General features: G+C 47.5%; 10 protein-coding genes. 1 reads left to right on the forward strand and 9 read right to left on the reverse strand.

Features of this window, described 5'->3' with window-relative positions; all coding sequences use genetic code 11:
- Positions 1-250 precede the first annotated feature (250 nt).
- Positions 251-2257: an IS1096 element passenger TnpR family protein gene (locus ACKFKH_RS11590; protein ID WP_446858445.1), complete on the forward strand. Its 2007-nt coding sequence runs from the start codon at positions 251-253 to the stop codon at positions 2255-2257.
- Positions 2258-2417: 160 nt separating this feature from the next.
- Here ACKFKH_RS11590 and urtE read toward each other — a convergent pair whose 3' ends face one another.
- From urtE to ACKFKH_RS11635, 9 genes are all read right to left on the reverse strand, one after another.
- A complete protein-coding gene (urtE, locus tag ACKFKH_RS11595; RefSeq protein WP_446858446.1) occupies positions 2418-3116 on the reverse strand; it encodes an urea ABC transporter ATP-binding subunit UrtE in 699 nt (232 codons plus the stop codon).
- Complete coding sequence (gene urtD, locus ACKFKH_RS11600) at positions 3106-3906, reverse strand: urea ABC transporter ATP-binding protein UrtD (RefSeq protein ID WP_446858447.1); 801 nt, start codon at positions 3904-3906, stop codon at positions 3106-3108. Before urtD ends, urtE begins: the two co-directional genes overlap by 11 nt.
- Positions 3907-3945: 39 nt before the next feature.
- Positions 3946-5133, reverse strand: coding sequence for an urea ABC transporter permease subunit UrtC (gene urtC, locus ACKFKH_RS11605; RefSeq protein ID WP_446858448.1), 1188 nt, complete (start codon positions 5131-5133; stop codon positions 3946-3948).
- Positions 5134-5138: 5 nt separating this feature from the next.
- Positions 5139-6113 (reverse strand): urea ABC transporter permease subunit UrtB, encoded by a 975-nt coding sequence (gene urtB, locus ACKFKH_RS11610; protein ID WP_446858449.1) that lies wholly within the window; start codon positions 6111-6113, stop codon positions 5139-5141.
- A gap of 72 nt (positions 6114-6185) precedes the next feature.
- Positions 6186-7577, reverse strand: coding sequence for an ABC transporter substrate-binding protein (locus tag ACKFKH_RS11615; RefSeq protein WP_446858450.1), 1392 nt, complete (start codon positions 7575-7577; stop codon positions 6186-6188).
- 76 nt (positions 7578-7653) lie between these two features.
- Positions 7654-7914, reverse strand: a complete 261-nt coding sequence (locus tag ACKFKH_RS11620; RefSeq protein WP_446858451.1) for an FmdB family zinc ribbon protein — start codon at positions 7912-7914, stop codon at positions 7654-7656.
- Between the two features lie 64 nt (positions 7915-7978).
- Positions 7979-9187 carry a formamidase gene (gene fmdA, locus ACKFKH_RS11625; RefSeq protein ID WP_446858452.1) on the reverse strand — a complete coding sequence of 403 codons (1209 nt, stop codon included), beginning with the start codon at positions 9185-9187 and terminating at the stop codon, positions 7979-7981.
- 813 nt (positions 9188-10000) lie between these two features.
- Positions 10001-11011, reverse strand: a complete 1011-nt coding sequence (locus ACKFKH_RS11630) for an alpha/beta fold hydrolase (RefSeq protein WP_446858453.1) — start codon at positions 11009-11011, stop codon at positions 10001-10003.
- Between the two features lie 370 nt (positions 11012-11381).
- Complete coding sequence (locus ACKFKH_RS11635) at positions 11382-12470, reverse strand: aliphatic amidase (RefSeq protein WP_446858454.1); 1089 nt, start codon at positions 12468-12470, stop codon at positions 11382-11384.
- Positions 12471-12773 lie beyond the last annotated feature (303 nt).

Below are 12773 nucleotides of genomic sequence, written 5' to 3' on the forward strand. Positions count from 1 at the left end.
ACTTTGAACCTTGGGGTTCCCGCCGCTTTGGGGCAATTCATCCCCTGATTTAGCAATGCCTAAAATCGTTGTCTAAATATCACAAATATCGATGTTATTTGATTCTCGATTCTTAATGTCTAGCTTGCATCGTACGATCGCTTCCACCAAACAATTCACATCTCTTAACCTCTAAAACGATCGCTCGTCATACAATTTTGTACCATACAGATTTGTACCCTAAAGAAAACGCGATTGTGAGGAACCACTCATGCCTTTAGATCTCTATCAACTGGATGCTATTACCGATTTTGATGAAGCGATCGATCGTCTTGATGACTACGTTGCAAAACTGGTTGAGGAGTTGGTTGAATCACCAGAAGGCAAGGCGTATCTCAAAGCTCATCCTGATGTGGAATCCTTTGGGGGTTGGATTCATCAACTGCTTTACTTTGGGTATTCCTATCGATCGGTAACATTGCCACACTTCAAAAAGAGCGATGTCGAGGTAATTCTCACAGAGTTATTTCCGGCTAAGGTGACGTTGCTTAATCCAGATGAGGCAGATACAGCAATTCCAGAATTGACGGCTTTTTGGCAGTTTCTCAAGCGACAATACAAGCACGCGAATGCAACTAAAATTCTTACTTTTCTTAAAAAAATTCAGCCTGAGTTTAAAGCATTAATGACTGACTCCAATAACTTTGGTATGGCAAAATCCATCTTTATGTCAGGCATTGAGTCAGGATTTGATATGACGACTCAGGAAGGGTTGCAGGCGTTTCAAGAACAACATAACCAAAAGATTCGAGAAGCAACCACGCCGCCTGGGTTTGGTAAAGTGCTGAAGAACTTAAACCCCGGTGAGAATACAACCTCAATACAACAACAGCTACATAATCTGCTGAATACAATGGCAAGTGCCATGCTTTCTCAAGCGGATGATCTGTTTGAACCTGCAAGGAGTCACTCCAACGATTCTGACCGCCCCAACCTAGAATCTTCAGGCGATACCTTTAATCGGGGACTCCAAACATCGATGTGGGAAGCAACTGCCTCTGAATTACCACCCTTGTCCGAGGAAGCGATCGCACTTCTCAAACAACAATCGATCACCGAAACAACACCGGGAACGATCGTGCGCGACTTCCAAACTTTAATAGAGTTTATAGGCGATGGGATTCCTGTCAGTGGAACACATCAATTGATTTCAACGGTCAAAGCTCTAGCAGATCTCAATCAACGTCTGAGTGATCCGATCGCAATTGATCTTCAGCGTCCTCAACAAAAATCTTATCCGCCGATCAATGCACTCTATCTGCTATTACGCACGACTGGATTAGGGCAAGTAGTCGGTCGTGGTAAGAAACACTTTCTCGTGATCGACCCTGAGTTATTGCAGTCCTGGAATAGTCTAAATTTGACAGAACGCTATTTCACTTTATTAGAAGCCTGGTTAATTCGATCAAGTTCAGAAACGCTAGGAGATGAGCGAAGCTACATCAATGAAGGAACGCAATGTGTTCAAGACTGGCGGTTCATTTCTCAAGAGAAACACTTTAGTCGCTATGCCGATCAGCAGACATTAAATTATCATCCCGGCTATCACAATCTGGCACTGCTTAAGCTATTCGGCATGATGGAGATCGACTCTGACAAGCCGGAAACCGGGAAAGGTTGGCGAATTAAGCGCATTCAAAAGACGGCGATCGGCAATGCTTTGATGCAGGTCATTGTGCCTTTCTACCTCGAAAGTGGTCTGATGTGGGAGTCGGAAATCAACCCAACGCTGCCCTTTGGCGAACTGCAACCTGTCCTGCAACCTTACTTTCCAGAATGGCAAAACAATCTAGCAAGGCTCACTCGTAAAGGGCGATCGGGCGTGTTTGTCTTTAAGGTATCTCTGGGCAAAATCTGGCGCAGGCTGGCGATTTCGAGTGATTTAGTGCTGAGTGATCTAAGCAGTTTGATTTTAGAATCGGTGGGCTTTGATGAGGATCATTTAGATATGTATCAATACAAAAATCAGGTGGGTCGATCGGTAAAAATTTCTCATCCCTATGTCGAGGAGTCTCCTTCGACCAATGACGTGCGGGTGGGCGAGTTGCCGATCGCTGAGGGAACGTCAATGCTGTATGTCTTTGATCTTGGCGACTGGTGGGAGTTTGATGTGCAGTTAGAAAAAGTTGAGGGTGACGATCGACAAGGCTACAGTGCGATTCTCGAAAGTCACGGTGCCGCGCCCAAGCAATATCCCGATTGGGACGAAGAAGCTTAATCGGTTCGCTGCGGTGTTTGGCGCTTCTACTCGCCAACTGTGCAACTTTGGGGGACTTTGGAAATAAGCGTTTCGGAGGTTCTGCACCTATGAGGAAGTCAGCAAGGAGCGTATTTCAACGAATGCCCGTCAACAAAAGCGCCCCCGCAGACCAGACCACTTAAACCGTGAGATATTGGTGAACTAGCGCGTCTGTCAATTGAGAAGTCTCGCCCTTAGCCACGATCGCGCCCTTTTCCATAATGAAAAACTTTTGAGCGAGTTGCCGAGCGAAATCAATCTTTTGTTCGACGACGACAACAGTGATGCCTTTTTCGTGATTGATGCGTTTGAGCGTCTCCTCAATTTCTTGCACGATCGACGGTTGAATGCCTTCGGTCGGCTCGTCTAACAGCATAATTTTGGGATTGCTCATCAAACCACGCGCGATCGCCAGTTGTTGTTGTTGTCCGCCGCTGAGTAGTCCCCCTTGACGATTGAGATGCTGCTTGAGCATCGGAAAAAACTCGAAGATCTCATCGGGAATCTTGCGAAGCTTCTTTTTGGCAGCAGACATCCCTAGCTTGAGATTGTCTAACACCGACAGATACGGGATAATTTCTCGCCCCTGGGGAATGTATGAAATACCATAGCGGGCCCGTTTGAAGGTGGACACTTTGGTAATCTCATCTGCATCAAAAACAATGCTCCCCGACAGAACTTTATTCAACCCAATGACACTTCTCAGTAAGGTGGTTTTGCCCACTCCGTTGCGACCGAGAATGCAAGCAATTTCACCTTGTTCGACGGTCATATTGACCCCAAATAAGACGGGAGTCTGGTCATAGGAGACGGTGACATCCGCGAGTTCAAGCAGCATTGTCGATTTGTTCACGACCTAGATATACCTCAATGACTTTTGCGTTTGACTGAATTTCTTGAACTGATCCTTCGGCTAACTTTTCGCCCTGGTGCAGTACGACAATTCGTTGAGCAATTTGTTTGACAAACTCCATGTCATGCTCGATCACGACAACCGAATGAGTTTGAGCAATAATCTTGATGATCTCGCCTGTGGCATAAGTTTCGTCAGCGGTCATGCCAGCCGTAGGCTCGTCAAGTAGGACAACAGTCGGATCTTGAGCCATGACCATGCCAATCTCGACCCATTGTTTTTGCCCGTGGGAGAGCGAAGAAACTTTGGCAAACCCTTTGTCGAGTAGTCCGATGCGATCGAGCACCTGTTCAATCTTTTCTTTCTTAGCGCGGGTCAGCTTCGATCGAATTGCCGCAAATACGCCATGTGAGCCTTTGAGCGCCAAAAGAAGATTCTCAAACACCGATAGCTCATTGTAGACATTGGGGTTTTGAAACTTACGCCCAATTCCCATCCGAGCAATGTCATAGGGATTGTAGTTTGTAATGTCTCGCCCGTGATAGTAGACGTGACCTGACGCAACGGGAGACTTGCCCACGATCGCATCCAGTAGCGTACTTTTCCCGGCTCCGTTGGGGCCGATAATCGTGACAATCTCTTGATCTCCGACCTCCAAATCAATGCCTTTGAGCGCTTTGAAGCCTGAAAACACAACTTTGAGATCTTTGACCGCCAAAACAGGTTCGCCAGAATTCAGGGTTGTGGAACTCGAAATCGAGGAGGCTGCTTGCATCGCGTGTATTCCTTAATTGCTATGTGAGTGAGAAACCGCTTACCGTTTGTTGTGTCCGCGAAGCTTATCCACAAATTCCATTAATGGCGTGTACCAATCGAATAAGCTGGCTCGTACAAACCCCGCAGTAGAACGCGAACCCATCAAACTAGTCATTCGGTTAGCTTCGGTAAAGCGAAACTTTTTGGGAAGCAAACTCATCAAACCATCAGGTAAAAACAGCACCACCAGCAAGAGAATGATGCCGACAATTAACTGCCAATCTTGAGTAATGCGATCGACCGAGTTTTGTAACTGTCCCAGCAAAATGGCCGCAATCACCGGCCCAAACAGCGTTCCACGTCCGCCCACTGCCACCCAAATTACAACCTGAGTCCCAAACGCAACCGCCAGATAGACCGGAGAAATAAACTTGTTGAGCGGCACAAACAATCCGCCTGTGATGCCTGCGATCCCTGCTGAGAGCGTCCAGATAAAGATCTTAAAGCTGGCAACGTCATAGCCTAAGTAGGAAATCCGCTTCTCGTTTTCTTTGATCGATCGCAGAATCAGACCGAAGTTCGATTGAGTTAACCACCAGCTTCCAGCAATCACAAAGGCGGCAAAAAATAGAATCATGTAGTACAGTCCCAGTGGCGGCACGACGATCCCAAACAAGCTTAACTTTGAGACATCTGTGATCCCGTTTGTTCCCCCGGTGTAGGCTTGTTGGCTGACAAAGAACGTCGTCAGGGCCGAAGAAATCGCCAGGGTAATAATCGTGATGTATACCCCACTGACTTTAGAGCGAAAGATAAACCAACCAATGATGTAGGCAAATCCCGCAGGGACGGCAACCATTGCGATCGCTGCGATCGGAAAGAACTGTAGCGGTGCAATAAACCAGGGTAGCTCCTTGAGTCCATTCCACACCATAAAGTCAGGCAGGGTGCCCCCGTAAGTGTTGGCGGCGGCTGACAAATTGAGCTTGAGGTAATACGCCATCGCATAGCCGCCCAGGGTAAAGAACACCCCATGAGCAAAGCTGAGAATTCCAGTGAATCCCCAGACCAGATCAAGCGAAACCCCCAGCGTGCCAAACAATAGCAGTTTCGCCATCAAGTTCGTTTGAAAGCCACCCGCAACAAGCGGGAAAATGCACAAAATGAGCAGCAGAACGCCACTCGTCACAATCAACTTAGTTGGAACATTTGTAGCTTGTCGAATTCGCCCAATTACTTCTGTCATTGCTATTAGCTCCGCTTCTGAACCGTAAACAGACCTTCGGGGCGATAGCGAATCAGCACAATCACAGCAGCTAACACAATGACTCTGGCAGAGGGATCATTGAGCAAGTAAGCGATCGCTGCATTCGATTGCCCAATCAAAAACGCACCCGCCAGTACGCCCACTAACTTATCTACGCCTCCCGTCACCACCGTCATCCAGGCATCTACGAGATAATCCTGTCCCATTGGGGGAGCCACACTCTTGAGCGAAGAAATCACCGTTCCGGCAACGCCTGCCAGCCCACATCCATAAGCAAAAGTGGCCATATCAACCAAACTGGTATTTACGCCCAGACACTTGGCCATTTCTCGGTTTTGGGTCACAGCCCGGACTTCTCGACCCAGTGAGGTGCCATAGAGCAAGTAAGCCGTCAGCGCCAACAACAATAGCGCCATAAAGACAATAAACAGCCGATAGACCGAAATCTGAATCGCCTGGTCGCCTACTTCAAAGGGTGTCCAATTGCCGCGAATGTAAGGAGGTGCTTTGACGTACTTTAACTGAGCCGTAAAGATCAGTTTGACCACGCCCTGAAGGACAATACTCAACCCCCAGGTTGCTAACAGCGTTTCGAGGGGTCGCCCATACAGTCGGCGAATGATGGTTAATTCGACGATCGCCCCCACCAGTGCTGTAAATAAAAACGAGAATGGGATCGTCAACAGCAAATCCATCTTGAAGTTACTCTGAAGCACAAAGGTTGTGTATGCGCCCAGCATAATGAATTCACCATGAGCGAGATTGATAATCCGCATCACACCGAATGTAATCGCCAGCCCCAACCCCGTCAGTAACAGAATCCCGACGATCCCCAATCCGTTGAGCAGTTGGTTGGTAAAGGCGATCGCATCAAACCCTTTATCTGTGGGAGTTGACTGTGCTAGATAGCGTGTTGCGTCCGCGATCGCAGACATCGTGTCTAATATCAGAGTGTTCATATCCCCTCGAATACAAATCGATCAAAATTTAGACTCCCCAACTTCAAGTCGAAATCGGAGAGTCGGGTCAGCCTACACTTTTAGAAGCTCGACTGGCAGATCTTTGTTGGTTTCAACGATCGGGTTGCCGCGCTCATCCGGTGTTTTGTGAACACAGGTGCGACCTCTATAAAGCGCCTGACTCCAGGGAATCGGCTTCACGGCGGCCTGCGTTGCAAAGATAATCTCTGCCTGTCCGTCTGCTTTCCACTTACCAATCCGAGAGTAGAGGAACGTATGGTAGTTGTCGGGATCAACTTTCACAGTCCCTTGAGGCGCTTTGAAGACCTGTCCACGGGTCGCTTCTCGTAGGTTAGAAGTCGTGAGTTCTTTCCCTTCTTTGGCACATTTCTCCATTGCTTGCGCCATAAAAAAAGTTTGGAAGTAAGCCGCTTCCATGACTCCATTCGTCACCCGATCCTTGCCAAACTTCTCCTTAAACTGTTCCACAAACGCCTTGTTTTCGGGCGTGTCTACCGTTTGGAAGTAGTTAAAGCTGGTGTAGTGACCTTCCGCAAACTCTGGCCCCATTGCCTGAATTTCTTCCTCAGTCGTGGGATAAGCCATGATGGGAATGTCTTTGGAGGTGATTCCAGCATCCTTTAGCTGCTTGTAGAAAGCAGGAATACTGTCCCCTACTAGGTTGCTGAGAATGAAGTTAGGTTTCGCCTGCTTGATCTTGTTGATGATTGTAATGAACTCAGTCGTGCCCAGGGCTGCATATTCATCACCCACGACTTCGCCGCCCGCTTTGACTAGCTCTGCTTTGGCGATCCGGTTACTTTCTTTGGGATAGATGTAGTCAGAGCCGATAAAGAAGCCTTTTTTGCCGAACGTCTTGGCGCAAAACGGAATGGAGTCCGTGATCTGTTGGTTAGGAGCCGCTCCGGTGTAGAAGACATTAGAACTACACTCGTTGCCTTCGTAATAGACCGGGTAGTAGAGCAGCTTGTCTTTTTCCTCAAACACAGGTAGCACCGATTTGCGGCTGGCAGAGGTATAGCACCCCAACACACAGGCAACCTTATCTTCATCAATCAGCCGCTTGGCCATCTGGTTGTACAAGTCCCAGTTAGAGTCTGGGTTGACTACTACCATGTCGATCTTTTTGCCATTGATGCCTTGTTTGCCTGACCACGGCCCTTTGCCTTCATTAATTTGCTCAACGGCTAAGAAGGTCGCATCCTGCAAAGATTTTTCGACGATCGCGATCGTGCCCGTTGTGGAGTAAAGCACCCCGACTTTGATGCCATCACCAGAGGGGGAAGTACCTGCTGCTGGGCTACTGGCCGTTGTCCCTGTGTCGCCTCCTCCACCACCAGAGCAAGCCGCAACAACCGTACTGCCGATCGCCAAAGAACCATATTGAATAAACCGACGACGGGTAATTCCGCCTAAAACAATCCGGGGTGTACGTGACTTCATTAATTGAAATTCTCCTTGTCTAACAAAACTCACACCAAAAGAAACCTTGCGATTTTGCGAAATGCTCCCTGAAGAATCAGTGTCCAATCATCCAGGGGCGGCTGCCAGCATGATATTGAACCTGGGGCGCTTTGGGTTCTCGATCGCGCTTAACTAACTGTGGCTCCCGGCTTTCCTGCTTTAGTCGAAAGGTTCCAGAGAGAACGGCCGGGGGCGAAAAAATTCGTTTCCCTGGCGTGTCACAGTCTGGACAGGGGGCAGGATTGCTGGATTCGACGAGCGATCGCCACACGTCAAACAGACCACAATCATCACATCGAAACTCATAGAGAGGCATAGGCTCGTTACTCAGAAGTCAGCACATTCAAACAATAGACTGGTGAATGCCAGATAGCAACTCATTAGACCGGAAGAATGTTTTGATCGAAGATCGCAGTGGGAATCGCCAGAGTACAGCAAGCATTTGGAATATCTACAATCCCGCTTACTCGACCTTCAACAGGCGCACAGCTTAGAAGTAGATAAGCCTGCTCTCCGGTAAACCCAAACTTTTTGAGATACTCGATCGCATTCAAACAAGCTCGACGATAGGCAATATGCACATCCATAAAGTACTGTTTGCCCGAAAACTCATCAACTGAGATTCCTTCAAACACCAGGTACTCTGAGTAGTTTGGCTCAACTGGGCCCGGCTTAAAGATCGGATTCACCATCGCGTACTTTTCCATGCCGCCTTTGATGATGTCTACATGCAGATCAATAAAGCCAGACATCTCGATCGCGCCACAAAATGAGATCTCGCCATCTCCCTGTGAAAAGTGAATGTCACCCATTGATAGCTTTGCACCTTCCACATACACCGGGAAGTAAATGCGCGTGCCTCTCGACAAGTTTTTGATATCGCAGTTGCCGCCATGTTCTCGCGGAGGGACGGTACGGGCCGCTTCGGCTGCGACGCGATCGTACTCCGACTTGTCTAGGGTGCCTAAAATCGCGTTTGTCGGGTTGGGCAATGCTGCCAAAACAGGAACGCCATCCAGGTTGATCCCGGCTCCATAGGTGCGGCGATCGGGCTGGCTGGTCATCAGTTCGGTTTCTCGCTTGTTCCACTTGGCGAGTAGCTCATGAGAAGGGGCACAGCCAATCAGCCCAGGGTGAGTAATCCCCGCAAACTTAACCCCAGGAATGTGGCGAGACGTGGTGTAAATTCCTTGAAAGTCCCAGATTGCCTTGGCGGGAGCCGGGAAATGATCGGTTAAGAAGCCGCCGCCATTCTTTTGGTCAAAGATGCCTGTAAAGCCCCATTCATCTCCTTGCAGAGCGCCAATGTCTACGAGATCGACCACTAAAATATCTCCTGGCTCAGCCCCGTTGACCCAAATTGGCCCACTCAACACATGCACCACGGTCAAATCAACATCTCGAACATCGTCGGGACTATCATTGTCTTTGATTTGTCCATCTGTCCAGTCTTTGCATTCAATCCGAAATACATCGCCTGGGTTGACCGAAACAACGGCTGGAATGTCTGGATGCCAGCGATTGTGTCCCGGTAGATCTTGCTGATCCATCGGCTTGGTCAGGTCAACTTTGAACAGCGTTTTAGGCATTAGCCTCTCCTCAATTTTAGAAGCGTCTACGGTAATGAAAAAACTCCGAATTCACTAGACGGTAAGTGGGCGACCTCTCTCACGAATTTGCCCTTATGTCTAGTCAAATGATTGATGATTAGAGTAACTTGAAACTGATCAACAAGTTGCAAAATACGTCGCAAAATACACAGTGAAACTTTGAATCTGAGGAAGGGTGACACTTACCTGAGTGTGGGTCAGCGGTTAAAACCTTTAGAAACTCGTACTCTGCCATCCAATACCAGTTTTGACCCTAAAAGTGCCATTTGCTAAGGAACGATTTATGCTTACTGTGCTGCATTCGCTAATTGCTTGATCTCTCAAGATTCTAGAGATAGAAGAACTAGAGTTTTGTGCTCAAGTATACAGTTCATTATAAATTAGTTGACTTTAATGGAGTGAATGATTAAGCAATTAATTACTAAGCAACAGCAAGGCTACTCAAGGGTTTGACTTTGCACCCGCACAATGAGGTTCAGCGTTTCACTGGATGTCTCCACTACTTCAGGCAGGTTGTCTTTTATCACAGTAGGGGGGCCGTTGCGCGATAAAGTTGCCCGGTTAGGCTAAGAATTGAATACTATCTAGAAGCCTTAGAAGATAGTCAGATCTTAGAGCTTTTACCGACTAACTAAAGGCGAGAATGTTTAGAACAAAGCATATTACTAACTTGTAAGAAACCTGTAAGAAATTGCTGCAAAAAGTTATGTAGTAAGCCTAACTCTACGCAATGTGCATTTGGGCGTTTTTGAGCTAATCTACTCGGAGCAATTCTGCAATCTCTCGTATGTTCTAGCGGGCAAGTAGCGTTTTGAGCGCACCATCAATAAATTGAGTATCCACTAAATTTACACCGCCGCCTGCAAAGTGTCCCCACACTGACTTAATGGCGCAGAACTCGGCATTGGGCATAAACTTTACTTCATACTCATTATCTTCGGGCGGGAAGTAGAGATCCATCTCGGCAGGCATGACGATCGCTTTTGCCTTAATCGCTCCGAGTGCTTTCTCAAAGTCACCGTCAAAGCCAGGAGTGTTGCCAATATTGCCGTTTTGCCAAGTCCACAGCATGGTCAGTAGATTATTGGCATCTTTTTTAAGAAAAAATCCTTCCCAAAATTCCACCAAAAAGTCTTCTAGCGACGAGTAGCCTTCTTGCAGATAGACCTTCTCGCGGTAAAACGCCTGAGATAGCCCCCAGCCTGCATAGACTCGTCCCACGGCTCGAAGTCCAGTTGTCGGTGGCTCATCATACCAACCGCCCTGATAGGCAGCGTCGGCTTGTAGGGCAGCCTTCACGCCCTCTAGAAAAACAATATTGTGCAAGCTCGTCTTTGCAGACCCACAGAAGGGCAAAATTCGTTCAACCATCTCTGGATAGCTGACAGCCCACTGATAGGTTTGTCCTGCGCCCATCGACCAGCCGACAACCAGCGCAATCTTCTCAATGCCAAATTGTTTGGTGACTAGCTGATGTTGAGCGCGAACATTGTCGTAGAAGGTGACATTGGGAAATCGAGCTTTGTTGTAAGGCTGAGGCGTGTTGCTGGGCGAGGAAGATAGCCCGTTGCCAATCATGTTGGGAATGATGATGAAATACGTCTGAGGATCAAGCGCCATACCTTCCCCGATCAGCCATTCATTGTCGTAGTGTTGACCAGAGTACCAGGTTGGGTAGACGATTACATTGCTTTTGTCAGCATTCAGAGTGCCGTAGGTTTTGTAGGCAAGCTTTGCGTTTCTCAGCGTTGCCCCTTGCTGAAGGGAGAAGTTCCCTAACTCAAAGATTTCGTAGTCAGACATTTTGAGCAACTCCCATTAGACTTCCTGCATGAATACCTGGCGATTGAAATCGCTGCTATCAGAACAAAGTCCACCTCCGTGGACTAACGGTTAAAATTGCCTCTTTAGTGTGCGAAGGCACACTTTGCTCTTGTAGCCCCGACTTTAGTCGGAGGGCATCTATGATTCGTGCAGGAAGTCTATTCTAAAGAATTTGTCCTGCTGATTCACTAGCCTTTGAATTATGGAACTATTTGCGTTCTTCTAACTATGTCTAAACATATCTAAAGTGCAATCTCGTAACTGTTCAGGTTCTAGAATGTTTCGTTGAGCAGATATTAGATTTCTTCGTCTCCAACCTTTTCTGAAAACGAAGAAATCTCACATTAGACTAGCTGCTGGTTGAAACGGGAACGGTCGCAGTCTGAGGCTTCTCGATCGACACCGTAGGAACCTTTTGAGTGGGTAGACCCTCGATCGGGCATTCTGCCGTACCCACAGTGGGACGAGTCAAGGCTTCTACTTTCTCCTTAGCCTTCTTAGGATCTAAAATCCATTCGCGATAGAACTCATACGGACATTCCGCCATACCCTCAGAGCCATCCCCAGAGTTGAGCATTCCGGTGTAGCCACGGTGCAACAGTTTGAACAGATGGTTTTGAGACTGAGCATTCTTACGGAAGTCACGAATGGCAAACTTAGACAGCGCAGCGTACTGAATGCCATTTTCTTCTTCGCCACATTCGCCCAAAGTCCGCCCATCAAATCCAACCACGGCTGAATGCCCAAAGTAGCTATACACGCCATCAAACCCGGCAGCGTTAGCCACAGCCACATAGACATTGTTCATCCAGGCCATCGCCTTGGAAACCATGATTTGCTGTTCCTTAGCGGGATACATGTAGCCCTGGCAGCGAATAATCAACTCTGCACCCTTCATCACGCAATCACGCCAGATCTCAGCATAGTTGCCGTCATCACAAATGATCAGACTGATCTTCAAGCCTTTGGGCCCGTCTGAAACATAGGTGCAGTTGCCAGGATACCAGCCTTCGATCGGTGTCCAGGGCATAATCTTGCGGTACTTCTGAACAATCTCGCCTTGATCATTCATCAAAATCAGCGTGTTGTAGGGCACTTTGTTGGGGTGATCTTCGTGCCGTTCGCCTGTGAGTGAGAAAACTCCCCAGACTTTGTTTCTGATGCAGGCTTCTGCAAAAATTGCGGTTTCTTCACCAGGAATGCTGGCCGCATTTTCCATCATCTCTTTGGGGTCGTACATGATCCCGTGAGTGGAGTATTCTGGGAAAATTACGAGATCCATTCCTGGTAATCCCACTTTCATCCCGTCAATCATTGAAGCGATGTTTTTACAGTTTTCAATGACTTCTGCTTTGGTGTGCAGACGCGGCATTTTATAGTTAACGACTGCAACTCCAACTGCATCATCACTTGAAGAAATATCGCCGTGATAAGACATTCTGACCTCCAATCAATTTCCATTCAGAGTAGTAATCCGTGATCTGAAACTTAGAAGACTAATTAGATAATCTCCCTGCAATCACAAATTTTTGATCTTTAGCAATGCTGGCGATCGCGCTTTGTTAATCAATGCGATCAATTCGGTGTCACCAATCCATTCATTTCTAATCGGTTCTTGATGACATGCAAGCCATCATAGAGAATGGGACAGAGGAATTTTGTATCTGGTTTTACAGTTAATAGTTAATCTCTTAACTATTTTTAGATAGTACAGATTTTTTTGACTCATCTGCATAATTCG

The organism is Phormidesmis sp. 146-20 (assembly GCF_052939475.1).

Bases quoted from the DNA above. Each gene is read 5' to 3' on its own strand.
- urtC (WP_446858448.1), bottom strand. From the start codon at position 5,133: ATGACAGAAGTAATTGGGCGAATTCGACAAGCTACAAATGTTCCAACT.
- ACKFKH_RS11615 (WP_446858450.1), bottom strand. From the start codon at position 7,577: ATGAAGTCACGTACACCCCGGATTGTTTTAGGCGGAATTACCCGTCGT.
- ACKFKH_RS11635 (WP_446858454.1), bottom strand. From the start codon at position 12,470: ATGTCTTATCACGGCGATATTTCTTCAAGTGATGATGCAGTTGGAGTT.
- ACKFKH_RS11590 (WP_446858445.1), top strand. From the start codon at position 251: ATGCCTTTAGATCTCTATCAACTGGATGCTATTACCGATTTTGATGAA.
- urtE (WP_446858446.1), bottom strand. From the start codon at position 3,116: ATGCTGCTTGAACTCGCGGATGTCACCGTCTCCTATGACCAGACTCCC.
- urtD (WP_446858447.1), bottom strand. From the start codon at position 3,906: ATGCAAGCAGCCTCCTCGATTTCGAGTTCCACAACCCTGAATTCTGGC.
- ACKFKH_RS11620 (WP_446858451.1), bottom strand. From the start codon at position 7,914: ATGCCTCTCTATGAGTTTCGATGTGATGATTGTGGTCTGTTTGACGTG.
- urtB (WP_446858449.1), bottom strand. From the start codon at position 6,113: ATGAACACTCTGATATTAGACACGATGTCTGCGATCGCGGACGCAACA.
- fmdA (WP_446858452.1), bottom strand. From the start codon at position 9,187: ATGCCTAAAACGCTGTTCAAAGTTGACCTGACCAAGCCGATGGATCAG.
- ACKFKH_RS11630 (WP_446858453.1), bottom strand. From the start codon at position 11,011: ATGTCTGACTACGAAATCTTTGAGTTAGGGAACTTCTCCCTTCAGCAA.